Origin of the sequence: Rufibacter glacialis, assembly GCF_008271745.1 — a bacterium.
Classification (GTDB): Bacteria; Bacteroidota; Bacteroidia; order Cytophagales; family Hymenobacteraceae; genus Nibribacter; species Nibribacter glacialis.
On sequence record NZ_VKKZ01000025.1, the window covers coordinates 252,094 to 279,013 of the forward strand.

Annotated in this window: 23 protein-coding genes; 4 read left to right on the forward strand and 19 right to left on the reverse strand. The window is 52.8% G+C overall.

Translation table 11 applies throughout. The features are described 5' to 3' along the window. Positions 1–532: 532 nt before the first annotated feature. From FOE74_RS20075 to FOE74_RS20140, 14 genes are all read right to left on the reverse strand, one after another. The gene (locus FOE74_RS20075) at positions 533–1,618 is read right to left on the reverse strand and encodes a fatty acid desaturase family protein (protein ID WP_149100425.1); all 1,086 of its coding nucleotides are present in this window, start codon (positions 1,616–1,618) and stop codon (positions 533–535) included. Positions 1,619–1,837: 219 nt separating this feature from the next. Further along, on the reverse strand, positions 1,838–2,773 hold the full coding sequence (locus tag FOE74_RS20080) for an alpha/beta hydrolase (RefSeq protein WP_149100426.1): 936 nt from the start codon (positions 2,771–2,773) through the stop codon (positions 1,838–1,840). Positions 2,774–2,879: 106 nt separating this feature from the next. Beyond that, positions 2,880–3,386 (reverse strand): DinB family protein, encoded by a 507-nt coding sequence (locus FOE74_RS20085; RefSeq protein ID WP_149100427.1) that lies wholly within the window; start codon positions 3,384–3,386, stop codon positions 2,880–2,882. 97 nt (positions 3,387–3,483) lie between these two features. Next, entirely contained in the window at positions 3,484–4,977 is a 1,494-nt protein-coding gene (locus tag FOE74_RS20090) for a peptide MFS transporter (RefSeq protein ID WP_149100428.1), read from the reverse strand. A 391-nt stretch (positions 4,978–5,368) separates the two neighbouring features. Next, complete coding sequence (locus tag FOE74_RS20095) at positions 5,369–6,034, reverse strand: REP-associated tyrosine transposase (RefSeq protein ID WP_225840907.1); 666 nt, start codon at positions 6,032–6,034, stop codon at positions 5,369–5,371. Positions 6,035–6,049: 15 nt separating this feature from the next. Continuing rightward, positions 6,050–6,739: a hypothetical protein gene (locus tag FOE74_RS20100; protein ID WP_149100429.1), complete on the reverse strand. Its 690-nt coding sequence runs from the start codon at positions 6,737–6,739 to the stop codon at positions 6,050–6,052. A 40-nt stretch (positions 6,740–6,779) separates the two neighbouring features. Then, entirely contained in the window at positions 6,780–11,771 is a 4,992-nt protein-coding gene (locus FOE74_RS20105) for a DNA repair ATPase (RefSeq protein WP_149100430.1), read from the reverse strand. Between the two features lie 135 nt (positions 11,772–11,906). After that, entirely contained in the window at positions 11,907–12,758 is an 852-nt protein-coding gene (locus FOE74_RS20110; RefSeq protein ID WP_149100431.1) for a CPBP family intramembrane glutamic endopeptidase, read from the reverse strand. 217 nt (positions 12,759–12,975) lie between these two features. Then, positions 12,976–13,644, reverse strand: a complete 669-nt coding sequence (locus tag FOE74_RS20115) for a hypothetical protein (protein ID WP_149100432.1) — start codon at positions 13,642–13,644, stop codon at positions 12,976–12,978. A 284-nt stretch (positions 13,645–13,928) separates the two neighbouring features. After that, complete coding sequence (locus FOE74_RS20120; protein WP_149100433.1) at positions 13,929–16,100, reverse strand: flotillin family protein; 2,172 nt, start codon at positions 16,098–16,100, stop codon at positions 13,929–13,931. A gap of 18 nt (positions 16,101–16,118) precedes the next feature. Then, positions 16,119–16,745, reverse strand: a complete 627-nt coding sequence (locus FOE74_RS20125; RefSeq protein ID WP_149100434.1) for an OB-fold-containig protein — start codon at positions 16,743–16,745, stop codon at positions 16,119–16,121. Between the two features lie 90 nt (positions 16,746–16,835). Then, positions 16,836–17,036, reverse strand: a complete 201-nt coding sequence (locus FOE74_RS20130) for a hypothetical protein (RefSeq protein WP_149100435.1) — start codon at positions 17,034–17,036, stop codon at positions 16,836–16,838. A 195-nt stretch (positions 17,037–17,231) separates the two neighbouring features. Then, positions 17,232–17,792: a PspA/IM30 family protein gene (locus FOE74_RS20135; RefSeq protein WP_149100436.1), complete on the reverse strand. Its 561-nt coding sequence runs from the start codon at positions 17,790–17,792 to the stop codon at positions 17,232–17,234. An 11-nt stretch (positions 17,793–17,803) separates the two neighbouring features. Beyond that, complete coding sequence (locus tag FOE74_RS20140; protein WP_149100437.1) at positions 17,804–18,202, reverse strand: YbjN domain-containing protein; 399 nt, start codon at positions 18,200–18,202, stop codon at positions 17,804–17,806. 308 nt (positions 18,203–18,510) lie between these two features. Between FOE74_RS20140 and FOE74_RS20145 the strand changes: the two genes are divergently transcribed. Together FOE74_RS20145 and FOE74_RS20150 are read left to right on the forward strand one after the other, a co-directional pair. After that, positions 18,511–19,287, forward strand: coding sequence for a helix-turn-helix domain-containing protein (locus FOE74_RS20145; RefSeq protein WP_149100438.1), 777 nt, complete (start codon positions 18,511–18,513; stop codon positions 19,285–19,287). 498 nt (positions 19,288–19,785) lie between these two features. Next, complete coding sequence (locus tag FOE74_RS20150) at positions 19,786–20,295, forward strand: phospholipase D-like domain-containing protein (RefSeq protein WP_188687051.1); 510 nt, start codon at positions 19,786–19,788, stop codon at positions 20,293–20,295. On the opposite strand, the gene FOE74_RS20155 is transcribed toward FOE74_RS20150, so the two are convergent. Together FOE74_RS20155 and FOE74_RS20160 are read right to left on the reverse strand one after the other, a co-directional pair. Beyond that, the gene (locus FOE74_RS20155) at positions 20,261–20,602 is read right to left on the reverse strand and encodes a hypothetical protein (RefSeq protein WP_149100440.1); all 342 of its coding nucleotides are present in this window, start codon (positions 20,600–20,602) and stop codon (positions 20,261–20,263) included. The genes FOE74_RS20150 and FOE74_RS20155 overlap by 35 nt on opposite strands. 81 nt (positions 20,603–20,683) lie before the next feature. Next, positions 20,684–21,028 (reverse strand): hypothetical protein, encoded by a 345-nt coding sequence (locus FOE74_RS20160; RefSeq protein ID WP_149100441.1) that lies wholly within the window; start codon positions 21,026–21,028, stop codon positions 20,684–20,686. Positions 21,029–21,569: 541 nt separating this feature from the next. On the opposite strand from FOE74_RS20160, the gene FOE74_RS20165 reads away from it, so the two are divergent. Together FOE74_RS20165 and FOE74_RS20170 are read left to right on the forward strand one after the other, a co-directional pair. Beyond that, positions 21,570–22,508, forward strand: coding sequence for an isoaspartyl peptidase/L-asparaginase family protein (locus tag FOE74_RS20165; protein WP_149100442.1), 939 nt, complete (start codon positions 21,570–21,572; stop codon positions 22,506–22,508). A 229-nt stretch (positions 22,509–22,737) separates the two neighbouring features. Continuing rightward, positions 22,738–23,691: an isoaspartyl peptidase/L-asparaginase family protein gene (locus FOE74_RS20170; RefSeq protein ID WP_149100443.1), complete on the forward strand. Its 954-nt coding sequence runs from the start codon at positions 22,738–22,740 to the stop codon at positions 23,689–23,691. A 109-nt stretch (positions 23,692–23,800) separates the two neighbouring features. Here FOE74_RS20170 and FOE74_RS20175 read toward each other — a convergent pair whose 3' ends face one another. From FOE74_RS20175 to FOE74_RS20185, 3 genes are all read right to left on the reverse strand, one after another. Next, positions 23,801–24,097 (reverse strand): hypothetical protein, encoded by a 297-nt coding sequence (locus FOE74_RS20175; protein WP_149100444.1) that lies wholly within the window; start codon positions 24,095–24,097, stop codon positions 23,801–23,803. 502 nt (positions 24,098–24,599) lie between these two features. After that, the gene (locus FOE74_RS20180; RefSeq protein WP_149100445.1) at positions 24,600–25,109 is read right to left on the reverse strand and encodes a GAF domain-containing protein; all 510 of its coding nucleotides are present in this window, start codon (positions 25,107–25,109) and stop codon (positions 24,600–24,602) included. 636 nt (positions 25,110–25,745) lie between these two features. Continuing rightward, positions 25,746–26,786 carry a chemotaxis protein CheB gene (locus tag FOE74_RS20185; protein ID WP_149100446.1) on the reverse strand — a complete coding sequence of 347 codons (1,041 nt, stop codon included), beginning with the start codon at positions 26,784–26,786 and terminating at the stop codon, positions 25,746–25,748. Between the last annotated feature and the right edge of the window lie 134 nt (positions 26,787–26,920).

Here is a 26,920-nt window from a genome sequence, read left to right on the forward strand (position 1 = left end):
AAGGTAAAGCAGAAATCTGAGAGGCGAAACTGTGGCCCCCTTTTTTGCAAAGGTATTTCCTGATCTGGTACGGATAGAGACAAGGCAGTGCCTTGTCTCTACCAATACACCCTACGCAATACAATTTCTGAATGCAAATATTGGAACCCGTAGAGATAAGGCATTGCCTTGTCTCTGACGTTTGCTGGTTAGCAATTTCCAAGGGAATGCATTGATCTGCATGAGTAGATCATCCCCCTACCCCCTTCAAAGGGGGACGGAATGCGTCACTTTCCTTCAGGAACTCCATCTACAACCTGCTTCCATGGTTTAAGTTTTTAACTTGGGCCCAACATGACCTGAAGTTTGTAGCTTCAATGCGGCGAAAGCCTCCACGCAAGCCTGCTGAATTTTAGCACCTTCCCTGGCCTAAAGAGACGCTTTTAACTTCCTTTTCCAAAAACCAGCCCTAAAACACAGAACCCCCGCGTCCAATAAAGAAGCGAGGGTTCTGTAGGAAACGAAAGGTAAAGCCTCTTGGCTTATGAGAGATTTACCGCTGCACCATGACCGGCTGAAGGGCCAGTTGCCGCAAATGCGAGATATGCGAAAGGATAGCGGTCCTGGTTTTAGGGTATTCATGGTAGGTGACCCCAAACTCTTCGCAGGCTTCTTTGATGATCTTGCTGATGGCTGGGTAATGCACGTGCGAGATGCGCGGGAACAAGTGGTGCTCAATTTGGAAATTCAATCCGCCGGTCAACCAGGAAACCACCTTGTTCTCCGTGGCGAAATTGGCGGTGGTCTTCAGTTGGTGCAGGGCCCACTCGTCTTCAATGCGGTTGGTGGCCGCCGTAGGAACCGGGAAATGCGCGTGCTCTACCGTGTGCGCCAGCTGGAAGACAATGCTCATGACCAGGCCGGTGAACATGCCATACACCAGAAAGCCTACGAGCCAGGGCAGAAAACCAACGGTGTAGATGGGCAGCACCACAAACAGGAAGAAGTGCATGACCTTGAAGCCCCAGAATGAGAAATGGTCTTTGCGGGTCATTTTCTTGATGGGAATATCGCCAACTTTCTGGGTGAAATACTTCAGGTAATCAGTGAAGAAGATCCAGTAGATGTAGAGCATGGCGTAGGCTCCCCAGAAGTAATAATGCTGGTACTTATGGATCTTGAGGTGCGCTTGGTTTTCACAGAGCCGCAGGAACGGTCTGGCGTCCAGGTCATCATCAACGCCGTCAATGTTGGTGTAGGTATGGTGAATGATGTTGTGCTTGGTGGTCCACATGTGAATGTTGGCGCCCAGCACATTCAAGGAAAGGCCGGCGGCTTCGTTCACCCATTTCTTGCGGCTGAAACTGCCGTGCCCCCCGTCGTGCATCACGTTGAAACCAATGGCGGCTGTCACGCCCCCAAACAGGAGACATTCCAACAGGGCCAGCCAGGCGGTAGGCGTAAAAAACACCAGGTGCACGTAGAGCAGCACCAGGCTGGTAAGCAGGATAGCCGCTTTCAGGTACAGTTTATAGTTGCCGGATGGGTGGCTACCTTTCTCTTCAAAGTAAGCATTTGTGCGCCGTTTCAGTTCTGCATAAAAGGAAGTGGTAGGCGCTATGAATTTTGGGGTGGCCATAAAGACGATTAAGTTGAACAAAAAGCTACAGAGGCTATCTCAACGGGAATCGTCAATCAAAATCCATAACATCTTGGAAAGGTAACGCTTTCCTGCTAAGTATTAATTCAGTTTCCTTAAAAACAGCTCGTATATTTTCCTTCTATACGTCTTCGGTTAATACGTATGTTGCCTTTCTTAAAAATAAAATAAACCAAGTGCCAAAACTGCCCTTTGTGCCTACTTGACCGCGTTTGCCATCAACTTATTGGCCTCCAACCAATTAACCAACCGGTCAAACCACTGATCTTTGGTGGTTTTGTTGTTTAGCCCGAAACCATGGCCCCCGGCCTGGTAGAGGTGCAGTTCAGCGGGTATTTTATGGCGCAACAGGGCCTGGTAGAAAAGCACGCTGTTCTGGGCCGGTACGGCGCGGTCATCTGAAGCATGCACCAAAAAGGTGGGCGGCGTTTGGGCCGTTACCTGCAAATCATTGGAATAAGCCCGCAGTTTTTCAGGGGAAGCCTTTTTGCCTAGCAGGAGCTCAAAAGACCCTTTGTGCCACACCGTGGAATCACTGCTGATGACCGGGTACACAAGCACCATGAAATCTGGCCGCAACGACAGGTTCTCGGGGTTAGGGATCGTGGTCTGGGTAAAATGCGTTCCGGCCGTGGAAGCCAGGTGCCCACCCGCCGAGAAACCCATGATGCCTACCCGCTGCGGGTTGATGTTGTATTCCTTCGCCCGTTGGCGCACCAGGTACAGGGCCTGCTGGGCATCTTGCAAGGGGGTAATCTCTGGCTGCGAAGAAACGGCGGGGTGCGGTAGGCGGTATTTCACCACAAACGCGGCCACGCCCTGGTCTGCCAGCCGCTGGGCCACGTCGGTGCCTTCATGGCTAAAGGCCAGTTTGGCGTAGCCGCCGCCGGGGCAAATGACCACCGCCGTACCGTTGGCTTTGCCTTTGGCCGGCAGAAACACGGTGAGCGTGGGTTGCCGCACCTTGGTCAGGCTGATAGATTGATTCGGCCGCACCTCCCTGGCCTCCTCGTTGGGCCCGGGAACTTCATTGGGGACTTTTCCCGCATAAAGCGGGATTTCCAGGGGTTTGGTCTGGCTGGCAGCCGAAAAGCCCACGGCGACAAATGACAACAGCAGAATCAGTTTTTTCATTGGTTCTTTGGTTAGAGGGGACGGTTCCCTACGTTTAGCGGCTGTTTCTGTGAAAAGGGCCTTAAAACCGGCTTCTTTCTTCCGTTGGGTTATTTCTTTTTTGGGGTTAACCACCAAACCCTTCATCAGCGGTGGGACCGTACATGCCGGGCACCGGTACGTCCAGCAGGCGCAGGTACACGCTCAGCTGCCCGCGGTGGTGGATAAAATGGCTGATGGCGATGTTGCGGATGACGGCCTGCCGCGGCATGGTGAAGAGGGTGCGGTCACCGCTTTTCAGGGACCAGGGCTTTTCAATCTCCTCAGCGGTGGTTTGGGAAAGAGCCTCCACCGACCGCTGGTAATTATCCTCAAAAAACTGCATCAGCTCTTGATGGGTGGTTCCGGCAAAAGGCCGGTAGGTTCCTTTACTGAAATCAAACTCTTCCAAAGTGAGCACCTTGGCTATGAACAATCTCGGTAATTCGGCAATGTGCGCAGCCAGTTCTTTCAAGGTCATGCTTTTGGCATGTGGGCGCCAATCAAAATGCTCCTCCGGCACGCGTTGCAGCATTTTCCGGGTGTTGGCGGCTTCATGCTCAAATTGCCGCAGAAGTTTCAGGTGCAAGTCCATGGTCTGTGGGTGTGGTAGTGAGTGGTAAGTTAGAAAAAAGAACGGGAGCAGGAAATGCCCTGCTCCCGTTCCGGGGTTTTGTATTTTCTGGCCACGCTTAGCGCACTTCGCCCATCCAGCCTCTGATAACCCTACTGAACAGCACCAGCACCACGCCAATCACCAACGACCACAGCCCTATCTGGTTCAGGATCTCGGCATAATACGGCAAGGAAAGTACCGGATTGTCCACTACGTCTTGGGGCACGCTCATGAGGGCTCCAATCTTGCTGGCCAGGAACTCGCCCACGGCACTCGCAAAAAACCAGATGCCCATCATCATGGCCACAATACGGGCCGGCGACAGCTTGGTGATCATAGACAAACCAATGGGCGAGATGCACATCTCACCGCAGATGATAAAGAAGTACCCGGCAATAAAGGTTAACAGCGGAATCAGGCCACTGCCCTGGCTAGTGACGCAGCCCAGGTAGAAGACGTAAAAGCCCAGCCCCACCAGCACAAACGCCAGCCCGAACTTAGTAGGCGTGTTGGGTTCAATGCCTTTTCGGTTGAGGGCGGGCCAAAGCCAGGCAAAGAAGAAGCTGAGGATCACCACCCAGGCCGGCGGCAGAAAGTTGTTCACCGCCAGGGCCGGAAGCTCCACGCCCCCCACGTGCATGTCCACGTTGCGCATGGCGAAGAGGTTCAGCGAGCCCGCGTTTTGCTCATAGAATGCCCAAAACAGCGCCGAAAACATGATCATCACCAACGCGGCAAACAGCTTGAACCGCGCCGCCGCCTCCATCTGGAATGCAATGAAGAGGATGTACGCAATGGACAACGCGCCCAGCCCAAACATGATGAAGTCCATGATCTCATAGCGGTTGAACAGTGCCACGATCAGGGGAATAAGGCCCAGGGTGGCTACGTAGATCACTACCTCTTTGCTGATGCCCGCGAAAACCGGGGCTTTGAGGTCTTGTGGGTTAGGTGGCAGGCCATTGGCCCCCAATGACTTCTTGCCCACCGCAAACACCACCAAACCCAGCACCATGAAAATACCCGCCAGCCCAAAGCCGTAGTGCCAGTCTATCTGCTGCCCTACGTACCCGCAGAGCAAACCGCCCAACGCCGCACCAATGTTGATGCCCATGTAAAAGATGGAGAAGCCGCTGTCTCTGCGGGGGTCATTTTCGGCGTAGAGGGTGCCTACCAGGCTGGAGATGTTGGGCTTGAAGAACCCGTTGCCGCAGATGATGAAGGCCATGCCATAGAAAAAGCTCCAGTCCTGCGGTACCGCCAGCACCAGGTGCCCTATGGTCATGAGAATACCACCGTACATCACAGCCTTGCGCCCACCCAGGAACCGGTCGCTCATCATGCCCCCGAACATGGGCATGGTGTACACCAACGCTGCGTAGGAGCCCAGAATAGCGTACCCTTTGGGTTCATCAAACTTGAGTTCTGAGATCATGTAGGCCAGCAACAGGGCTTTCATGCCGTAGAAAGAGAAACGTTCCCACATCTCGGTGAAGAACAGCATGTAAAGTTGCTTGGGGTGGCCGGTAGCCGCGGGTGCCTCCGGAATCTGAGGTTCGGTTAAATCCATAGCAGGTGCAAAATGAGGCGTTTTAAGTAAATGCGAGCCAATTTAGCGGTTCTTGCCGGTATTTGACGCTGCCCGCCTTAAATCTGTTCCTGCGCTGATTATAGGAAAAGGGCCGAAAAACGCTTGAACCTATCTGTCATGCCTGCCTTTCTCAAAAAGCACTAGCCTGCGCTATACTGCCCCACCGCTTCAGTTTGAAATGGGTTTTATCAAGGGCGGTAGTGTTAAATTTGTTGTTGTTGTTGTTGTTGTTGTTGTTGTTGTTGTTGTTGTTGTTGTTGTTGTTGTTGTTGTTGTTGTGCGTAGAGGTAGCGCCAGCGCTCTACGCACTTACCGGACAGCCAATCTCCCGATTGGCGTTAACCGCACACACCTGCCTTACTCCATCAACTTACCCAATCAACACCACCGGCACCAATCCTTGCGTACCGGCATAATCCCGGGCGCTACTGTAGAGGTAATGCTCTGGTTCTTCCACCCAACCTTCTTTCACTGGGTTATCATGGATGTACTGCAACTTCTGGTCTATGAATTTTATGCTGAGCAATTCCATGGCATGGTTATTCTGTTGCCAGAATTGATACTGCGAGTTCCGGCTGTTGCTCTTTGCGGCAAAGGCAAATTTATCCAGTAGCCATTCTTGACGGCTCTCAAATCCACTTTCCTCTATCTCCCGAATTATCTGTTGGGCGGTGTATTTCTTCAGATCGCGCAGAATGGAGGATAAATTGGTCTTTTCGGGTTCTTTGGCGGAGATAATCAGGTGGGCATGGCTGCTCATAAGGCACCAGGCATGCACCTGCAGTCCTTTGTTTTCAATGCAGAACCTCAGGCTTTCCACAAAGATTTCTTTGTACCGAGCCCTGATGAACACGTCTATCCAAAACACAATGGAGAAGGTGACAAAATACATCCCTTCAGGGTTCTGCATGTGGTAAGGACGCGGGTTGATCTTCATGGGGGAAATGCCATTGGACGAAGTGGGTTTACGGGTAACGCCAATCGGGAGATTGGCGAGCCGGTAAGTGCGTAGAGCGCTGGCGCTAACTCTACGCATAACAAAAGCCAAAAATTACTTATTCAGAACACGATTTATCTCTTTGTACTTAACCAGCACCGCAAAAGTAAAAGCTAAAATCATTGTTATAAAGATACCGCTTCCTTTATTGAAGTTAGAGCCTCCTTCATAGAGCACATATAGATGTACCAGTATACTGATTAAGGCGCCTCCTAAACAATACCTAAGATACCATCTAATATCTTCTGCTTGCTCAAAATCAAAATTCTTACTTTTTTGCTCTTCTAAGGCTTTTTCCCTTGGCGTTGCCAATTTCCAATTTTTGCTTACCCTCAAGACAAAAAGGTGAGTGATCAAACCTTCAATTTCTCTAAAATTACCAATCTCAAAATCTAGAAATTGGAAAGTTCTTCCATCAGAGGCTTTTAATTTCAATGATTTATAGCCCACTTTTCCATTCACATAGGCCCATTGAAAGCCTACAATTTCAGTAAAATGATATCTCCTGGTTTGAAGCAGAAAAGGATGCCAAATGGTCAAAATCTCTTGGTCTTCATCAAATGATATGACTTTAACCCATCTGATTATGGCAGCAATTCCTCCAAGAAATAACCACAATAGGATAAATGCAGCTACAGTGGCTACATTCAATTCCAAGTTCCCTTTTTCAATTGCTTCTGCAAAAACAAAAAATGGAACAGCCCCAAAACCAGCCAGCATACAAATACTGAACACTATTGTCAAAAGCCTGAACCTCGTTTTCACCATACAATTAATTTATGGTCTAATTTGACATTGGACCCGCAGGCGGCACTAACACCTGCTCCGGCTTCATTTCCCCCAACACCTGCTTAATTCCTACCAATCCGTCAGAAATGTTCTCCATCTGGGCCAGCACCTGCCCCACCTGGTTACCATCCCCGAAACCTTTGAGCTTGTTGTTTCTAACAAAGGCTGCTTTAATGTCTGCCCAGCGCTGGGTTTCTTCTGGGGTAGCCACACCTATGAGCTGCTTGAACTTGAGCAGGTTGGCCTCGGCCCCGGTGGTCAGGGTTTGGGATTCAGACTGGTAGTGCGACAGGATAAGCGTGTGCAGTTCCTGGTCGTTCATGATGGGCATCACCTTTTCGGTCAGCTTGTTCATGTTACGGTACGAGCCCTGCAGTTTGAACGGCGGTTCAGTGCGGTACTCGTCGGCTTGGGCGGCGGACCGGATGTACTCCAGGTTCACCTTCAAGAGGACATCGCGCACGTGCAGGAGCTTTTTCAGGACTTTGGTGTACTCGCCGACTTCGGCGGCGGTGTGATTGGCTTCCAGCTCCATGCCTTCGCTGTTGCCGGTCTCGGCTAGTTTCACCAGCGCGTACACATCTTTCTGGCTTTTGGCGGCCAGTTTGGCGAGCACCGCGTTGGAGGTAAGGGCGTTCTCCAGGTAACTCAGCTTGAACACGTCCTCGGTGTCCCCAATGATGTCGCCCAGGTTGTAGATATCGGCGCGATTGGCTAACATGTCCGGGATGCGGAATTTGTCGCCGGTCTCGGTGTAGGGGTTCCCAGCCATGATCACGCACACTTTCCGGCCCCGGAAATCATAGGTTTTGCTGCGGCCTTTGTAGACGCCCTCAATCTTGCGCTGGGCATCGCAGAGCGAGATGAACTTCTGCAGGAACTCAGGGTGGCAGTGCTGGATGTCGTCCAGGTAAATCATGACGTTGTCGCCCATCTCAAAGGAGAGGTTCAGCTTCTCCAGCTCCTCACGGGCGGCGGCGTTGGGGGCTTCGGTGGGGTCCAGCGCCGTAACCTGGTGCCCAATGGCGGGGCCGTTGATCTTCATGAAGATGATGCCCAAGCGGTTGGCGATGTACTCCATGAGGGTGGTTTTCCCGTAACCGGGCGGCGATAACAGCAAGAGCATGCCCATCAGGTCGGTGCGCTTGGTTTCGCCGGCCGTGCCCATCTGTTTGGCCAGGTTGGCCCCTATGAGCGGCAGGTACACCTGGTCAATCAGCTGGTTGCGCACAAAGGACGACAACACGCGCGGCTTGAACTCCTGCAAACGCAGCTCCTCTTCAAACCGCACCGTCATCTGGTGTTTCAGTTCATGGAACGCTCTGAACTGCTGCACCACCTCTGCCTCATACCGGCTCAGTTTCTGCTGGAATTGGTGAAAATGCAACGGATACTGCTGCTCCTGCAGCAAGGGGTGTGTTCCCTGCATGCCTGCCAACGTCTCCCGCAAGTTGGCATGAACCACCTGCTTAGGCTTCAGCTCCTGCAAGAGCAAAAGCACCGCGGCTTCCGGAACATATTCAGTTTCTGAGGCCAAATTAGCCTGCGACAGGTAGGCATAGAGCCATTGCTGAAACAACTCAAACTGTTCTACCTTGTTTTCTTCCAAGGCTTTGGCCGAGGCCTCAAACATGGCCCAGGCGTTTTTCTCAGAGAGGTACTGGTGAAAGTTCTGCACCAACTCAGCAGCCTGGGAACTGGAGATGAAGGAATCGCCGCGGGTGAGTTCAGCGAACAAGTACTCCCCTGCGGCTAAGGCACTGGCCTGGGGCAGCAACCCAGTCTCCCGCTGAAACTCCTGCAGTTCACCTTGTAAATCAGCTTTGATGTTGTCAAACTGGTGGGTTTCAGGGAAGACCTGCAGGATGGCACTCACGCCTTTGAGTTGGTGATAGAACAGCTGTTTCTGGCCTTCTTTGGCGAAAACAACCCAGAAAAGACGGGCACTGGCCCGGTCCACCGCCGTATAGCGGAGCAGGTCAGCGGTTTTGAAGAGGCGCACCAAGGCACTCAGGATCACCCCCGCGTCATGGTCGTGCACGCCTTTAAGGTACCCTTCGTTGAAGCGGGCGGCCATGAATTTCTGCACGTATTCTACCAATTCCTGCTGCGATAGCTGGTGCAGTTGGTCTAGCGTTAGAAGTTGCAGGCTTCCCTCAGTAGCATCGGCCGGGGCAGTAGTACTCTTCAAGGAATGGGCGGCCTGCAGAATCTGGAACGCCAAGTATTCAGCGCGGTATACCTGGTGGTTCTCAGAAATAAGCGCCTGTTCCCACACGGGCCGGTAGCTCAGGAAACGTTCATCCGTGATCTTCTCAAAGAAGCTGGTGCCCGTGAGGTGGTAGTACATGGCGCCGTCACGGTGCACGATGCTGAGCTCCAGTGGCTGGGTGTTCACGGTGAAATGGTGCGTCCCGAATCTGAGCACGTTCTGCCCGCCTACGAACAGCTCGCTTTTGTCTTTGAGCTGGCGCACGGCGTCTTCGCGCAGCGTTTTCAGGCGGCTCTGGATAGAATCGGCTTTCACGGTATCGCCCATGGCCAGGAGCTCGTCCACGGTGGTGCGCACCTTCTCCATCATGAGGTCTGAGGCGAAGTAGCCGTTGATGTCGGCCACGGTGTCCAGCTTGCCCAGGCGGCTCTGCACGGCTTTGAGAATGCGGTCGGCGGCCTGCTGCAGGGTGGTGGCGCGTTTGTTGCGCGCCTCCTGCAGCGCCACTTTCTTGCTTTCAAACGCAGAGTACACCTCCTCGCGTTTATCGGCGATTATTTCCAGAAAGGCGTCAAACTCAGAAAAGCGGCCCTCCAGTTCCTCCAGCTGCACCATGAGCTTGGTCAGGTATTCGTCGCACTTTGAAGGCGTGTCGCAGACATCCAGGAAGTTGATGACGCTCTGGCTGATGAGCTTGATCTGGGCGTTGAACTCCGCCTGGCCTTCGGCGCTCAACAGCTCCTGCCGCTTGCGTTTGAGGGTGGCTTTGGTTTGGTTGAACGTGCCGTAGATGGTGGAAATGGCATCTACGATGCGCGTGGTCTGGGTAGCGTCTTCAATCTTGAGGTTGCTCACAATCTCAATCAGCATCTCCAGCTCCGTGCTCAGGCCTGAGATTTCCTTCTCCGTAGCATCGGCCTCCACTACTTTGGCAATTTTGTCAATGCCCCCCGTGATGTGCGCCACGCGCTGTTCATACGGCACCAGCGCATCAGGCCTCAACAGGAAGTCCACGGTTTGGTTTGAAAGGTCTTGGCTGAAGCTCTGCAACTGTGCCTCGTAGGTTTCTATCCTTGCCACGTCCGCGTAGCGCAATTCCTTCAGGGAAATCACCTCGCCACGCACCGACCTTACCTCTGCCAATGCCTTCACATAGTCATTGATGTGCCCATTGGATTGCGTTTTGAGCCTGGTGAGCAAGGCATCGGCGGAGCCAAGAACCAGTTCTACCTGCGCCTGTGTGCTTTTTCTGATGCTGATGACTTTCTCAAACTCCTCTACGGCCGCGGTAGCCGTCTGGCGGATAGCGCTGATGGGTTCCGCCAGTTCAAACGACTCCTTTTTGCCCAGCCAATGGTAGGTATCCAGCAAATCAGTGGTGGACTTGATGAGATCCAGGTAGAGGTTGTCATAGGAGTCTTCCTTGTGCACCAGCGTCAGAATCTCAGTACATTCGGCCATGGCCCGCACAATCTCCTTGTTCCCTATTTTGTACAGGAACGAGTCTTTGGTGACCGGAATAGTATAGTTGCTTCCTATGTAAGGCGTCTGCCAAATCTGGAGGGCGTGGTGCTTTTTGGGTTCTTCATCTGCCCGGAAATAACACAGTTCCCCGTTCTCATAGATGGCATAGCCGTGGCAGATGATGGGGTTCTCAATCTTCTGGGTGATGAGGTTGTAGCTCAGCAGCAGGTACACCCCAGATTCCTTGTTGTAGAAGATGTACAGGAAATCCTCGCCGTTGGGCGAGGCAATGCGCTTCTCGAACAGCATTTCCTGCAGGCCGTTGTCAAAGGACTTGAACTCGCCGGTGTGCAGGTAGTAGCCGTAGGCGTAGATGATGCCCTGGTCTTCGGGGAGGAAAACGCAGCAATCCTGAATGGCATCAATCCTTCGCGCCTCTTTCAGTTTGGCGTTGTAGACAATGTAGCGGTAGTGGTTCTCGCGGTAGGGCTTTATCTTGAGCAGAATCAGGTTCCCGATGATAGAGTAGTACAGCTCTGAGTCATCCAGGGTCTGGTCTTTGTCTTCTACCGGCTCAGAGTAGATACCCTGGCCCGTCTCGGTGTTATCTTCTACCTTAATGGTCAAGTCACCGCCTATGGTTTCCACAAACACCTTGTCTTCAATGGAGATATGCGGGTGTTTGCCTTTGCGGTGCGCCTCTCGGGCTACGCGCCGCCAGGCAAAATCGTGCTGGTTAGGAAACGTGTATTCGTGGTCAGAGCGGTTGTCCAGATACGTCAGTTGGCTCCCCTGCAAGGCCCACTTGAACGTCTTTATGTCGTTCACGCCCTTACCTACCCGGAACACCATGAACAGGTGCACGCCTTGTACGGCAAACTTCACAAACTGCGTGTTCTTGTAGTATTTGTAGAGCTTCTGAAAATCGTCCTGGAAGGTGGCGTTCTGAATCAGGTGAAGCGGCTGGTGGTGGAACTGGTGGTGCTCATAGGTGTACACGCTGAACACGTCGCTGAGTTCTACCTCGGTTTTCAACCCCAGGTGCACGTTGTAGCCAAACAGCAAGTGCTCCCCTACCGGCACCATGTCATAGGGCACACAGTTGTGCTCCGTGGTGACCCGCTCCGTGGTCAGTAACCTGGTTTCTATCGCCCCGAAGACTTCTTTCCGCTCCTGGTTCAGTTGGTCCAGCAGCCCGCGCAGCTCAGCCCCGCTCTTGGTTAAGCGGTTGCGCAGGATTTCATAGGTACCGCCTTCCAGTTGCACAGAGGATGATGCTGGAGAAGCAGAGGTGGCAGGTTCTTGGGCCATGATGGATTGAGGTGAAGCAGTGGAACGGGTGATCCTGTTTTGCAGTTGATTTTTGGAAAACAAACTAAAAACAGGGGTAGCTAATGCGTAAATTATGGGGTCTTCTTCTGACCATAGGAGCCGGCATATGGACCCCTATGATAGAACAGGTTTTACCTCAGGCAATGGGTGGACGGTTGCTTCTGATTTTTTCGGCATTTGTTTGTTCAGGAACCACATTCCGGCCACGCCTACTAGTAAAGAGGCTGCCACCAATAAATAATAGGAAAAAGGCGTCATGATTCCCTGCAGGGAAGTGACTTTATCTCCCCAAGCTAACCACGCAAAATAACTGAGGGCATTATTGACAAAGTGGATCAAGATACCGGGGTAAATGGACTTGGTTCGGTGGTACACCCAGCCAATAAATAAGCCCAGCACCAATCCGGTGAGGCCTTGCCACGGGTTCAAATGCATGGCGCCAAACAAGACAGCAGACCAGATGATAGCCTTGGTGGGCGAATACCGTTTCAACAACCCTTCCAGAATGATGCCCCGGCAAAGAATCTCCTCCAAAATGGCGGGAGCAACGGCAATAGCCAGAAAAGAGAGGAAGTTAGGTTTGAATAAGTCTCTGAAGATTTTATTCAGGAACTCAGGAGGGGCTGGTAACAGGTTGATAAGAGGCTCCAGCAGAACCCCTACAAAGGGGGTTAAGATGAAAACCGTCCCTACTATTCTGTAATCAATTCTTGAGAACTCCTCCTTCATACCAGAAAGAAGGTCTTTGTTTATTCCTTTCAGCCCAACTTTGATTACCAGCACAAAAGGAATGGCATACATCAGTAATGACCCAAAAGATGTCACCAACGGATGCAACAGATAGCCAGTGGTAAGCATTTTGCCAATTACCAATGGAATAGAAAGTGCTATTGAATAAGCGAAATACTTAAGAAGTAAGTACCCAGCTTGTTTCACTGACAAACCTGTGTTTTGATGGGATTCCATTTCTAAAGAGAAGTTGTTAACAGGAGAGACTTCATCTACTTTTAGCTGCTTGAACCTGATTTCCAGAACATCTTATTTTAATGATGCAGCTGCCTTTCGTGGCTTTTTGTAAAAACTCAAAGCCTTGCCAGTACCTCTGCGCCAAAGTTGTTGGAAGGCCCTGTTCCTGCCCATCAAGGGGAAGTGCCCAGCAGATAGTCTCTCCTGTTACTTCTCCTTAGTGCCGCAGTTGGGCCAGTTGTTGTTTCAGTTCCTCTACCTTGTTGGCTTCAGATTGCTGTTCGCGTTTTAATTTGATTTCCCTTTCGCGGGCCAGTTGCTTGTGAGCTTTGAATTCCTCGGTGAGTTCATCATAGGCTTTTATTTTCTCCTCGGTCACGCGGTTGCTGTTCTTGTACATAGAGGCAAAGATGGCAGCTACTATACCCAAGGCCGCGATAATGGCCAGGCTTAGCCAAACGTACACTTTCTTGTCCATGTCAATGCCCAGCACCGTCAGGGAGGCCACATCATGCGCGCCCTGCTGGATCTGCTTTTCCTTCTGGGCGTTCACCTCCTGCAGCGCCTGCACCTGGGCCTTTTGGTCAGCCAGCTCTTTCTGGGTTCTCGCCAGGGCCGCCGCCGTTTCCTTTCCAGCGTTCTTGATGCTCTGCTGCCGGGCCCTGAGCGTATCCTGCACGTTTCTGAAGAAAGCATCCAGGCTGGCCACCTTCACTACCTTGTAGGGCTGGTTGTACTCTGTATGCGTAGAGGACCGGTATTTGAGAGAACTGAACTGTTGTTCCAGGGTATAGGCGGAGCGGGGTTTAGCCGGGGCTGCGGTTTGGGCCTGGCCCGAGGTTACCACCAGAACAACCAGGAATAAAGAAAGGGAGATAGCTTTCATACGGGGACTTTTAAATCAGTAATTTTACTTAGAAACTAAAATTACTGATTTAAAGCCAAGGGAGAAAGTTATAGGCAAAGAGTTTGGGCAAACAGTCAAGGCGCCCTTCCAGTATAGGCAGGGCCTTGCAGGCGCCTTTCCCCTTCATTTACAGACCGTTTTCTTCCAACCAGCCTGTAAATAAAGGCGTTTACCTTGTGGTCTTTGCCGGCTCCCCACAACTGGCCCCAACCCTTCCCCGGGATTCCCTCTTCCGGTGGTCAGGAGAGGGAATCCCGGGTGGATCAGTTCAGGGTATACACCGGCTTATCGCCTAACCCCAGGGCCGAAGCCGTGGAGGTCAGTTCTCTCAGGGTATTGGTGGTGTCCTCGTCCAGGGTCTTTTGCTGCATCATCTTCAAAAGCAGGGCCGAAACGCTGAGGTTACGCACATCTTCTGAGTTCATGTTGAACTGGTGCATGAACCGCTGCAGGTTGGCTTTGAAATCAACGTGGCCGTTGCTGCCTTTCTGGAAGAAGGTGTCTTTCATGGTACCCAGTACTTCACTGTTGGTTACCAGGCGGTCCACCTGCTTGCCTTTGGTGATGGAGTGCACAATCTGATCAAAGAACATGGTCTCCCCGCCTACAATATCAATCTTGGCTGCCTTGAGGGCTTCCGCCAATACCGCGGCCTGGGAGGCGGCAATGTCTTTCTGGATGTCAATCTGAGCCAGTTCAATGGCTTTGTCTTTCTCCAGGCGCAGCTTGAACTCTTCGTGCTCTTTGCCCACGCCGTCCAGTTTCTTCATGGCATCGGCTTTCTCTTCTATGCCTTTGGCCTCCACGGAGAATTTCTCACCGCTCACGCGGGCCTCGGCCAAGCCGCGACTTTCTTCGGCGGCAGCCATATTGGCCACGATGGAAGCATCTGCCATGCCTTTCTCCTGGGTTACTTTGGCCGCTACCAAGCCTAATCTCTCGTCGGCTTCGGCCTGGGCCTCAGCTTGCACGCGGGTGGCTTTGGCGGTGGCTATCGCCTGGCGCTCAGTTACGTTGGCTTCGGCTTCGCCTTCTTTCTGGCGGGCGGCGGCTTTGGCTTCCATCACCTGGGCTTCAGACAATCCTTTGGCGGCGGCTTGGGTCGCCTCGGCCTCGGCCATCATTTTAATGGCCTGGGCGCGGTTCACCGACGAGGTTTTCTCCGCCTCCGCGTCAATCAGAAGCTGTTGGGCTTTGAATTCAGCGGCTTGGCGGGCGGCCTCAGCGCCTTTGATTTCTTTCACCAGGGCTTCTTCGGCTACCATGGTGGCGGTGGTGATGGCTACTGATTTCAGACGCTCGGCTTCAGCAAAGGCTTTGGTGTCTTTGATTTTTTCCTCTTCCTCTACCACGGCTTTCTCCACGGTGATCCGCTCTCTGATAATGCCCTGGATGTTCTTGCGCTCTTCTTCAATGGCCTTTTCCTTCTCAATCTGGGCCAGGGCTACAATGCGCTGCATTTCGTTTTCCTCCAGCATTTTGGCTTGCTCTACGCGCACGGTTTCCACCGCGTCGGTGCGTTGTTTGCTGCGCTCGGCTACCAATACCTGGCGCTCGCGGTTCTGCTCAGAGATCATCACTTCCTCGTCGGTGGCAATGCGGGCGCGTTCAGAAATCATGCGTTGTTCCTGGCGTACTTTCTCAATCTCTGCGGCTTCCCTAGACTTGATGGAGGCAATCTCGCGGCGTTGTTTTTCCTCGTTTTCAGCCAGCTGCTTCTCTAGTTCCAGAATGGTTTCCTGCGCCTCTACGTTCTGTTTCTTGATGGTTTTCTCGCGCTCGCGCTCAATGAGGTTCGCCTGTACTTTCTGGCGGGCGGTGAGGTCTATGATTTTCTTGATGCCTTCGGCGTCCAGGATGTTGTTTTCGTTCAATTGGGTCAAAGGCGTCTGCTCCAGGTAATCAATGGCGCAGTCGTCCAGCACATAGCCGTTCAGGTCGGTGCCGATGGTCTGGAGGATCTGGCGTTTGAAGTCGTCACGGCTTTGGTATAATTCCACGAAATCAAAGTGCTTGCCTACGGTTTTGAGGGCTTCTGAGAATTTGGCGTCAAAAAGGCCCTCCAGAGCGCCCGGGTCTGAGGCTCTTTTACAGCCAATGCTTTGGGCTACCTGCACCACGTCTTCCTGGGTTTTGTTCACGCGCAGGAAGAAGTTCACCTTGATGTCGGCGCGCAGGTTGTCTTTACAGATCAATCCCTCGGCCCCGGTGCGGGCAATCACAATGGTTTTAAGGGTGATGTCCATGACTTCCAGCTTGTGGATGATAGGCACCACGAAGATACCGGAGAATGAGACTTTGGTATCGCCCATGCCGGTGCGCACCATGGCTTCGCCCTGGATGGCCTTGCGGTACATCTTGATGATGACCAACAGCACCCCGAAGACAAAGACCGCCAGCAGAAGGGTGGTTGCGAGAGTAAGGGATTGAAACATAGAATAAAGGATAGAAGGTTAAAGAGATGGATAAGGTTCTATGATATAAAGATTGGTTTCTGGCAGATAATTGATCACCAGGGCGGTATCACCTTTCATTACCAGGCTCTCGTGGGCCGTTTTCACGTTCAGCAACACAGGAGAGCCATCGGTTTTCAAGGCTGCCTGCCCCACCTGGGTGTTGGTGGCGGGCAGCAGCACCGTACACATCTGCCCAATAAAAGCGGAGTTAGGGGCTTCTTCCTGCTCCATGGCCTGGAACAGTTTCACGAAGGGATAGGTGAGAAACTTGGCCACAAAAAGGCAAAAAACCATCAGTGGCAGCAGGAGCAACAAGCCCACCCAACTGGAGGTGGTTCCCAGGGCATAGTTTACCCCCACAGAGACCGCCCAGTACGGCAGCGCAAAAAACGACAGAAAAATCATAAGCGGCACCCGCCCCAGATGAAAGAAGGCGAGCACGGCGTCAAGTCCGGCCAGGGAGGAATCTGCCTCCATGTCCGCATCCAGGTCCAAGTCCAGGTCCAGGGAACTGATGTCCAGCAGGCCTACCAACACCGTAAGCCAGTAGAGCAGCACGAATACGAGCAGCCCCGAGGCGAAGACGTTGGCGGTAGAAAAGGAGGCTTGTAGAAGTTCTTGCATTTCAATAGCACTTGTCTAAAAGTACAAAATTTGGCGTTACCGGAACGAATAAGTCTAGTCAGAAAAAGAAATTTTTCAATTTTTAGCCTACTATGGCTTGAAGAGCAAGTTAGATGGCATTAATCCAAGGCTAACGGTCTGCCCTACTTTTTCTTTCACATCTTGCCAGGAAGGGGTGCTGTCTGCCAGAATAGGCACCGCCGCCTGGGCGAATTGGCCCACCTCTTCCACCCCATCTTTCACCAGCCAGAAGGCCACGGCGGCGCAGAAGATAAATCCTAATTGTCCCATTGTTCTAAAAGAGTACTGTGTCTGGAGTCCTGAGTCCTGCGTCTGGTATGCGGCGGCGTTTCGAGGCCGGTTCTTAGAAATTGAGCCTAAAACGGACGAGGGTGCTGCTTCTCCCGCGCCTAGCAGATTCAGGCGAAGGAGCATTTTCTTTTTCAGGCCTATTTTCAAGGAAAGAGGCCTGAAAGGGCTTTTCTTCTAAGGCTGCGTAGCAGTGGGCGCGTCTGGGGCAGGCGTTGGGCCTAAACGGTCATTCAAAGCATCTGCCTTCTGGGAAAAAGCCTGCGCGGTACAGCTGGCCTGCGGTTTCTCAGTTGCCTTAGCAGGCTCCTCCTTTCCGGAAAGACTTCCGCCGGAGAATTGGGCCTGGGCCGAGGCCTCCTTTTCCTTCAGGTTCTCCAACAAGGTAAGGGAGCCGGGCGAATTGAGCTGGGCCATTTGCCGGTTAATGGTCTTGGTGGCATTGCTCACCGTCACTCTGGCTTTCAACACGCGCAGTTCCATCTCCCATTTTCGGAGGCTCACCTTCAGGGCGTTGATCTTCCCCTCCAGGTCGGCCCGGTCTTGTGGCGCAGGTGCCCATGATTCAGGGCCTATGGCCTCTCTTGCCAGCGTCTCCAGGGCGCGTACGTTCTTCTCCAGTTCCAGTCGCATTTCCCGGATACCTTGCTCCGTTCTTTTGATAGGCTCCTTGAGTTCCTCCACTGAAGGATGCGCCTCAGGTTGGCCTAAGGTAAAAATGCGTTGCAGGATGGTCATATTTTCCGAGGTTAGTTTTTTGAGAATCGGGTCAGGTGCTCGCCGTACTCACTCAGCAGCAGGGCCAGCGAATTGAGCGAGGCTTCCAGCTCGTGCAGGTCCAGTTTGCTCATCTGCAGGGTATCCCTGAAAATGAGCCGTCTCCCAGACTCGTCCAGCACGAAGGCGCCGTGGATGATGTCGCGGTTCTTCTGGAGCAGGTTCTGGCAGATCTCCACCGTTACCTGGGGTAGCTCCAGGATGTACTGCTCCATGATCAGGAGCGGGTCTGTACACCCAATCACCAGGTTCTTGATGCCCAGGTTTTCCTTTTCCACCACCAACACGCAATCCCTGGGATCTTCATGGGTGATGCGGAAATCCAGTTCCACCAGGTATTCTTTCACTTTCAGAAAGTAGTTGTTTTCCATCTTTTAAGTTTAAGTGCGGCTTCTGCCACTGAAAAGCGTTTCAAGCCTGTTTTTTTCAATCACCCAAAGAAAAGCCTTCTTACTCCCATCACCTACTCCCCTACTGAATTGCTCATAATCCTGACCGTGGCTTCGCGCTCCTTATCGTTGGCCACCTTGGGTCAACCAGGAACTTGAGGCTTGCTTCTGCTCTAATTTGTAGCAACTATCAAAATAAGTCGTTATCTTGTCCTGATTTCTTTGACAATTATACTACAAAAAATAGATAAGCTCAAAATTGTAGCACAATTATTTTCAAAATATTTTTCATGTCGTGCATCGGGAAGAACATTAAGAAGATCAGGACGGTCAAAAATTTGAGCCAGGCGGCTTTTGCGCAACTCTTTGATCTGGCGCGCCCTAGCGTGGGCGCCTATGAAGAAGGCCGGTCGGAACCCAAGATTGACACCTTGGTACAGATAGCCAGGCACTTTGGCATCAGCCTGGACCTATTAATCACCAAAGATCTCACCGTCAATGATTTATACGGGTTTGACATCTTTAAGCGGGACCTGCACCCAGACCACCTGCTCAAAAAAGTAGCAGACCCGGCCGATACTCTGCGGTACCGCTCTCCCTTGCTCATGGCGGCACAGCAAACGGATTATTTTTCCCTTCGCCAGGAAAAGCATTTCCTGGACGGTCTCCCTTTCCTCGTTCTGCCTGGCGAGGGGCAGGTATTACACCGTGCTTTTGAGCACACCGGCTCTGAAATGCAGTACCAGCAACACGGCCTCCGCCACGGCGACATCCTCTACTGCTCGGCGGTAGCCTTGGAAGCCACCCAACTCAAACCCAGTGAGGTCTACGTGGTCCTGACCCAGCACAGGCTGGTGTCGCGCCGCTTCCAGGGCCTGACCCAAGACGGTGCCCTCCTGCTCAAAGCCGACAACCCTGATTATGACCACCTTACCATTGCGCTGGCGGAAGTAACCGAACTATGGCACGTAGATGGAGTGTACAGCACCTACCTCAAGTCCCCGTCGTCTCTGGAAGAACGCCTCACCCGCCTGGAAAGCCTGGTGCAGAAACTGACGAGTGAGTGAGTGAGTGAGTGAGTGAGTGAGAGGATAGAGAGGGGTTTCGTGATCGCGAAAGCTGAACCTGATTTAGCCTTGTTATCAGGAAAACCTGCCTGAAACTAGCTGATCAATCCCTTTAGATTTCGGCTGCCATTTAAACGCAGCTCAATGGCTTCAGGAGGATAACTAAGGACAGAAACCCCTCCGGAAGCCATCTAAATACAGAAAAGGCGCAGGCCGGGTTGGAGTACAAGGCTCTTTTCAGGCTAGCCAATTGGTTGCGGACGACCTCCCAGCCTTTGCTTAAAACAGCTATTACTTTCTTCCTACAGGAATCATTGACGTGGCTATTCCCTGATCCGGGCGGTTATTGGCGAAACTGCTGATGTTCGTGAAACTGGGCTACCACTTCCTTTAAGGAAAACGCCCCATAAACCGCCTGCGCTTCCCCTCAAGGCGAAGGAGGCAACTCAATACCAGATAAAAAGCTATCTTTCCCCGTTACATCTTACCCTCCTTACCTTGAAAAACGTCTTTTCCCTCTTCAAGAGTTCGCCCCATATCAGAAGCACGGCCTATTTCAGCCCCGGCGATGACTGCCTCAACGCGATCCTGGCCTTCATTGGGGCGGCCACCTCTTCGCTAAAGATCTGCGTGTTCACCATCTCTGATGACCGAATCACCCAGGCAATCCTGGCGGCGCACCGGAAGGGCATCTCTGTGCAGGTACTCACCGACAACGAGAAGCTGTTTGACAAAGGATCAGACATCAGGCAACTGGCCAAGGCGGGCCTGCAGGTGAAGGTAGACCACACGGCCAACCACATGCACCATAAATTCGCCCTGGCAGACCAGCGGCACGTGCTCACCGGTTCCTACAACTGGACCAGAAGCGCCGCGCTGTACAACCATGAGAACGTATTGGTTTCCTCAGAACCTCAGGTAGTGGCTGATTATAGCCGGGAGTTCCAGCGCCTTTGGCAAGAGATGTCTTTCTTTAAGGACGTAGCGGGCCAGACGCCTCGGACTTGATCTGGCGCAGTTTCATCTGGAGCAGGTACTCGCCTGCCAGGGCATTGCCGTAGGTGGAACAGCAGTCTATGATCACCCCTTTGGTGCCGTCCTGGACACTGACCTGGTACAGCACGGCCACTTTATGGGCCCGCCGCCACCGCTGAAAACGGTGGCATCTTTCCAAGGCAACCTGGTCTGGGGCATAAACCTGGCCGGTTTCCTTGCATTTCCATCCGTTCTGGTCGCAATGGAACGTATGGGTATATCCTTGGCTTTGCAGGAACGCCAGGGCCTCTTCCAGGTCATTGAACTCTTCAAGTTCCATGGTATCCTCTCCTTCTATGGGTCCTTCTTCTGCACTTGCTTCCACTATCCCACCAGATAACCGTCTCCCTTCAGGGTTAGGTTAAGAGGCTTGCACCAGTTGATAGGCCTGCTCAAAATCAGGCACTACCCGAAACAGCGGTTCTACCTGTAGTAAACGTAAAAGCTGCCGTTGGTGGTCATCTAAGTTCAAGAGGATGATATTGTTCTGGGTCCTTTTGAGCAGCAGTAACTGATTAATGAAATGGCAGACACCGTAGGCTCTTACACATTCCAGGTGGGCGCAGTCTACCCAAACCAGGAACTCCTGGTTTGTCTGCCGGGGGCTCTGCAGCCGGCGGGTGAGGCGGTGGTCTGAGGCGTCCAGGTCTTCCTGCAACAGGATTATTACTTTATCGCCTATCTTCTCTGTGATGATCTTCTGCATACGGCTTCTCCTCAGTTGGTAACCTTCTTCCCGCTTTTATCCTGCACCAAAGGGGGCTTTGCCCGAGCTATACGCCAGCTAAAAGCCGCCTCTGGAGGGGCGCCTATGTTTCGCTGGGGCTCAGGGTGCCATATTTTCTTCCATTTAGGGTGCTGTAGCATGCGCTTTCGGGTTTGAAATCACCAGCAGGCAGCAGGCACAACCATCTTTTGAAAATGCAGTTCGCGTGGGTGCCGGCATAAATATGCATACGTTTTGCACTCTGTTAGAAGCCCTTGAAAAAACACGTGAATCCTTCTGATAAAATACTGAATTTTAGGCGAATACTTTCACTAAACCTTCAAAAACGGCAACATTTCCCTTTTCCCCGCCCCCGTCAGGGCGCGTCTTCAGAAAAGCCCAGCGCTCCTTTTTCCCGTACATACCCTTTCTGGGATTCCGTATTTATCAGACCAACGCTGCCCCGCCTGGCACGTACACCCTAGCGCCAGGGCACGTACGCCCAGGCCAGAGACCACCACTATTTAAAGACACCACCGTTATGAAGAAAAATTGGGTCATCGCTATTCATGGAGGAGCAGAAAACAAAAGCCGCGAGGAGATAGGCGAAGCCAAAGAGGCTGCCTACCGGCAGGGGCTAGACAACGCCCTGATGGCGGGCTGGCACGTGCTGGAGGCCGGAGGCAGTGCCGTTGATGCCGTGGAAGCAGCCGTGAGAAGTATGGAAAACAACCAGCTTTTCAATGCCGGGCGCGGCGGCAGCCTTACCAAAGACGAGAGCATTGAGTTTGATGCCGCCATCATGGACGGGAAAAACATGCAAGCCGGGTCTGTGTCTGGGGTAAAGCACGTGAAGCACCCCATTACCCTGGCCAAAACCATCATGCTCCACTCCCCCCATGTGCTGCTCACCAGCGTGGGTGCCGAAAAGTTTGCCCGGGAACAGGAACTGGAGATGAGAGGCGAGGACTACTTCAAAACCGAAGAAAAGATAAAGTCCCTTAAAAAGGCGCAGAAGAAGGAAAAAGAGGAATTACAGAAGGACACGGTGGGCGCGGTGGCCCTGGACATGCACGGCAACCTGGCCGCAGCCACCTCTACCGGCGGCCTGGAGAACCAATACCCGGGCCGCGTGGGCGATTCGCCTATCATTGGGGCTGGCACCTACGCCAACAACGAGGTCTGCGCCGTCTCCTGCACCGGCGACGGCGAGGGCATCATGCGTGCCAATGTGGCCCATGAGGTGTACGCGCTCATGAAATACAAAGGCCTGGCCCTCCAGGAAGCCGCGCAACAAGCCATGGAAGTGTACAAAGACCGCATTGAAGGTGACCGCAACTTCATTGCCCTGGACCCCGAAGGCAACGTAGAGTTCAGCTTTGAGACCAGCCTCATGTTCAGGGCCTGCAAGAAAGCCCACGATCCCACTTACCTGGCCATCTGGAAAGACGAAGAAGGCAACTGGGAAAGGGAAGACTGATCTACCTTCCCAACTTAAATGATAAGGGCTGTTTGAGGCTTTAGAAGACCAGTCAGGGGAAACTGATCCTGGTAAAGAGAGGGGGAAATCAAATAACCGCTCTTTTTCCCCTTTTCCTATAAAATAGACCGAAAACATCTGGAAACCCGCCCCCTTCCTACTCAGGGGAAGGTTTTAAAACGAAGGCAAAGCTGTACCTTGGCCTCAGAAAAAACATCCCGTCTAGCCAATGGAACAACCCTCCCTCTCTACCCCTTCTAACGCCACCATACTGGTGCACGGTGGCTGTGGCAATGTCTACCCAAGGCCTATGGCTCCGGAAAGAAGAGCCGCCTATGAGGCAACGCTCCTGCAAGCGGCCCAGGCTGGGTTTGAGGTTTTGCAGGCGGGAAAAAGCAGCGTAGAGGCCGTTGAGGTCAGCATTAAGGTTTTGGAAGATTCTCCCCTCTTCAACGCGGCGCACGGCGCTGTTTTCTCCAATGACGGGGGCGTTGAGCTGGATGCTTCCATCATGGACGGCGCCGCCTTTCTGGCCGGAGCCGTGGCGGGGGTGAAAACCATCAGGAACCCTATCTCCGCCGCCCGCCAGGTAATGGAAGCGTCGGCGCATGTGATGCTGGTGGGTACCGGAGCCGAGGCTTTTGCCGAAACCGTAGGTCTGGAATTGGTTTCTCCCGCGTACTTTGAAACCGAGGAACGCCGGGCCCAGATACGGCAGGTCAAGGAAGCCGAGGCGCAAGGCCACCCCTTCCAAGAAACCAAGTTAGGAACGGTAGGCGCGGTAGCGCTGGACCAGCACGGGAAACTGGCGGCGGGCACATCCACCGGCGGAATGCTGAACAAACGGTTCGGGCGGGTGGGTGATTCACCTATCATAGGGGCAGGCACGTACGCGAACCACATTTGCGCGGTTTCAGGCACGGGCCACGGCGAGTTCTTCATGCGCCACACCGTAGCACATGACATTGCCGCTTTAATGGAATACAAAGGCCTGACTGTGGAACAGGCCGTGCAGGAAGTGATTCATGGAAAAGTGCACCAGGCGGGGGGCCAAGGCGGCGTGATTGTGCTGGATGTCCATGGCAACCCAGGCATTACCTACAGCACGCAGGGTATGTTCTGGGCCAGGATCTCTCCAGACGGGGCCCAGCAGGTACACGTAGACAACCTCGTCATAGAATAAAGCCTGTGAAGGAAATGACCTTCCCACAAAAAAACTCCCTGTTTACAGCCGATTTTGAAAAAATGGCCTGTAAACAGGGAGGAAGGTATGTATTGAAAACGGCTCTCGCCTAATAACTGTTTCTAGCGGATATACCTGAGCTGTTGAACAGGTACAAGGGGAGGCTGGGATTCAATGCTTCTTTTATGCCGGCTTTGGTGATATAGTAATACCGTACAATGGCCCGTACGCGGCTGCTCATGACGTACCCATGGGCTTCCAGGGTTTTGCAACAGGCGTGCACCTGTTCTAATGGAACTCCTGAGACCTCACATATAGCCTCTGGTGACACTGGTAAATGTACCGGCGATTTGTCCCCGCTAACCAACCTGTTAATTGCTTTCAGCACCTGCTCTTCCTTCTTCATATCAACTTTCTTTGTGCTTGAATATCAACGCATAAAAATCCAAGGAGTTGTATAAATACGCTAAAAAACACTAAAAAAGACCGTACTTTTTCATAATCCCCAGAAAACCCCTCCCCACCAATAAACCCAATACCCCTTACCACTGGATGCAAACGCAAGGATTGGCTGGGGGTTTACCTCTGTTTTCGCAGAATGAGACACCTAACGACCTACCCCTTAGGGCTTGTGCCTTATTAGGAACTTGGATTATAAGAAGCGGAAGAACGCCTCCACCTTTCCCAAGCGGAGGCTGATGACGGATGGTTCTTCCTTTTCTAGAAGCGATAAGTGAAAACCGGTGGGGGTAGTAAAAGACCGAAAGGTGAGCCCATGCTCTTATGCGAAGAAACTGCCCGTTTTAAAAGAAAACAGGCTCTTAGCATCAGATAGGTCATTGGGGAAAAGGGCGATGGCACTGGTGGCTGGGGGCCGCTTAAGAATTAAGCTTCCTGAAACGGGATGATCAGGTAGTACCCTGCTCAATATTATCCATTACCACAGAGGCTAGGTTTTCCAGCACCCGTCGGTCCGCCTCAGAGAACTCCCTGGGTTCAGTGTCTATCAGGCAGAGGGCGCCGATGTTGAAGCCATCTTTGGTTGTGAGCGGGGCAGCCGCGTAGAACCGTAGCCCCATGCCACCCGTCACCATGGGGTTGGCCAACAGGCAAGGCTCTTGCAAGGCGTTCTGGAACACGGTGGCCTCTTCCCGAAGTACCGCCAGGGAACAGAGGCTGGTTCCCCGGGGCACGGGCGAAGTGGTTTCCATGCCTGCGCTGCCTTTGGTATACACATATTCGCTTTCTACCAGATTAACCAAGGCAATGGGCACGTTGAACATGCGCGCGGCCATGCTGGCAATGTGCTTAAAGGGCCCTTCTTCTTGATGGGTGTCCAGGACAGGAAGGCTGCGCAGCTTCGCCAGCCTCTCTTCTTCATTGGGTGGGATGATGGGCATCCCGAAGGTGTTCTCCATTTTAAATGGTGCAGGGGAAAAAGGTGTTGCCCCTTCAAGCAAGTGTACCTGCTTGGCTCTTTAATTGTTTCATAAAATAGTACAAAGGTGCTTCTGAATTCCAGCGGGTGAGCAAGAAGTGCCCAACCCATCACCCACACCTACTTCTACCTTCAGGGATTAGAGCCATGGCCCGGAGATACGTTTGAAACCCTCTGATTCTCCCCAGAAAAGGCCTAGGGAGAACCGGGAAGCTTATTGCCCTGAAAAAGGCTCGCTGATGGGCGTTAATTGAGCTTTGCAAGGCCCTCTCCTTCGTACCCCGGCTCCTGTCAGGTTAGAGTGCCGAAGTGTCTTTTTTGTCTTGTTGTATGCCCGCAAAGAAACGGACCTCCTGTACATGAGCCGGACACCATCAAGTCCAGGATGATACTAGGAAAGGAACTCCGCGGCCTAGAATCAAAACGGTCTTTGTTATTTAAGCAATCAGTTTTTGGAGCTGCTTTTATAAAAAGGCGCCGAAAAAGGGTGGCACAACGGCTCAGGAACCCAGCTAACTGTACGCCGCGGGAAACGCGAAAAGAGCAAAGACCTCTAACGCTCATAAATAGCAGTTTTCAGCCCTTTTTACCATAAACAGCCTTAAAACAACCTGCCTCAGCCTACCTCCCTTTCTTCTGAGCCGAAACGGTTTTGCGCGTTGGCATTGGACATAAGCAGTTGCCTGATGCGGGCAATATGCACCTTCAGCTCGTTCGCCCGTTCCTCCTGCGACTCTGACCAATGGAAATGGCCTTTTCTCCGGTCTTGTTCGGCCATGGCGCTGAGCATGGTGCGGCGTTCTTCCAGCATGCGCAGGGCAATCCAGAGGGTTTCCTCAATGGATTCCACGTTGGCGTTCAGAAAGGCTTCTGGGGTAAAGGCGTGGCCCGCGTGGCACCGGAAATGGTTCACATGCCCTTTTTTCACTTCCCAAAGGGCGCCCCCGCACGAAGGACAGGAATAGGGCGCGCGCGCCCCCAGCAGTTCCGTGTCCTCAATCTCCCCGGCCTCCAGCATGAGGCGTTCGGCAATGCCCGCCTCATACGTAATGTCTTCGGGGACCTCGGCGGTGGCCGAAGCAGGCACGAACACCAGTTCCTGGAGCAACTCCCCCATCTCGGCTACCGGCACCACATAATCTACCTCTATCTCATTCAAGACACTCTGCGGCATGTCTGGGTATTCAGCGTCTTCGGGCTTCTGCACCAGGGTGATGCCGCCGCTGCGCTTGATCATCTCCATGCCTACGGTTCCGTCTTGCAGCATGCCGGTTAACACAATGCCTATCACCCGCGGGCCATACGCCGCCGCCGCTGACCGGAACAAAGGATCAATGGCTGGTCGGAACAGGTTCTCGCGGGGGCCTTTGGTCACCAGCATCTTGCCTTTCTGCAGGAGCAGGTGGCAGTCCTGCGGCACAAAGTACACCTTGCCTTGTTCCATGACCTGTTCATGCTGGGCTACCTGACACTCCATTTGGGCGGATTTGTTGAGACGGTCTACCAAGTTCTGGGCGCAGGAGTCGCGGGCAAGGTGCTGCACGATGAAGATAGACGCAGGCAAGTTGGCGGGCAGTTGCTCCATAAGGGTACAAAGCACCACCATGCCACCGGCCGAAGTCCCTATCACAATGATATCATGGTGCGGAAGTTTCATAAAAAGCAGGGTTGGGGAACTAGTACTTACGCACCAGTGGGCAAAAAGTCCGGTTTAAGCGGTAGTAAGGCGTGGTTCTTAAGCTGTAGCCCTTCTTTCTGCAATGGTCCGTATAAATGCGGTTAATCAGTTCT

Coding starts and splice junctions, on each gene's coding strand:
- FOE74_RS20160 (WP_149100441.1), bottom strand. CDS start 21,028: ATGCAGAAGATCATCACAGAGAAGATAGGCGATAAAGTAATAATCCTG.
- FOE74_RS20085 (WP_149100427.1), bottom strand. CDS start 3,386: ATGGACTTGCACCTGAAACTTCTGCGGCAATTTGAGCATGAAGCCGCC.
- FOE74_RS20075 (WP_149100425.1), bottom strand. CDS start 1,618: ATGGCCACCCCAAAATTCATAGCGCCTACCACTTCCTTTTATGCAGAA.
- FOE74_RS20165 (WP_149100442.1), top strand. CDS start 21,570: ATGAAGAAAAATTGGGTCATCGCTATTCATGGAGGAGCAGAAAACAAA.
- FOE74_RS20125 (WP_149100434.1), bottom strand. CDS start 16,745: ATGCAAGAACTTCTACAAGCCTCCTTTTCTACCGCCAACGTCTTCGCC.
- FOE74_RS20120 (WP_149100433.1), bottom strand. CDS start 16,100: ATGTTTCAATCCCTTACTCTCGCAACCACCCTTCTGCTGGCGGTCTTT.
- FOE74_RS20180 (WP_149100445.1), bottom strand. CDS start 25,109: ATGGAGAACACCTTCGGGATGCCCATCATCCCACCCAATGAAGAAGAG.
- FOE74_RS20185 (WP_149100446.1), bottom strand. CDS start 26,786: ATGAAACTTCCGCACCATGATATCATTGTGATAGGGACTTCGGCCGGT.
- FOE74_RS20170 (WP_149100443.1), top strand. CDS start 22,738: ATGGAACAACCCTCCCTCTCTACCCCTTCTAACGCCACCATACTGGTG.
- FOE74_RS20130 (WP_149100435.1), bottom strand. CDS start 17,036: ATGGGACAATTAGGATTTATCTTCTGCGCCGCCGTGGCCTTCTGGCTG.
- FOE74_RS20105 (WP_149100430.1), bottom strand. CDS start 11,771: ATGGCCCAAGAACCTGCCACCTCTGCTTCTCCAGCATCATCCTCTGTG.
- FOE74_RS20110 (WP_149100431.1), bottom strand. CDS start 12,758: ATGGAATCCCATCAAAACACAGGTTTGTCAGTGAAACAAGCTGGGTAC.
- FOE74_RS20145 (WP_149100438.1), top strand. CDS start 18,511: ATGTCGTGCATCGGGAAGAACATTAAGAAGATCAGGACGGTCAAAAAT.
- FOE74_RS20095 (WP_225840907.1), bottom strand. CDS start 6,034: ATGCGTAGAGTTAGCGCCAGCGCTCTACGCACTTACCGGCTCGCCAAT.
- FOE74_RS20175 (WP_149100444.1), bottom strand. CDS start 24,097: ATGAAGAAGGAAGAGCAGGTGCTGAAAGCAATTAACAGGTTGGTTAGC.
- FOE74_RS20115 (WP_149100432.1), bottom strand. CDS start 13,644: ATGAAAGCTATCTCCCTTTCTTTATTCCTGGTTGTTCTGGTGGTAACC.
- FOE74_RS20080 (WP_149100426.1), bottom strand. CDS start 2,773: ATGAAAAAACTGATTCTGCTGTTGTCATTTGTCGCCGTGGGCTTTTCG.
- FOE74_RS20135 (WP_149100436.1), bottom strand. CDS start 17,792: ATGACCATCCTGCAACGCATTTTTACCTTAGGCCAACCTGAGGCGCAT.
- FOE74_RS20140 (WP_149100437.1), bottom strand. CDS start 18,202: ATGGAAAACAACTACTTTCTGAAAGTGAAAGAATACCTGGTGGAACTG.
- FOE74_RS20155 (WP_149100440.1), bottom strand. CDS start 20,602: ATGGAACTTGAAGAGTTCAATGACCTGGAAGAGGCCCTGGCGTTCCTG.
- FOE74_RS20090 (WP_149100428.1), bottom strand. CDS start 4,977: ATGGATTTAACCGAACCTCAGATTCCGGAGGCACCCGCGGCTACCGGC.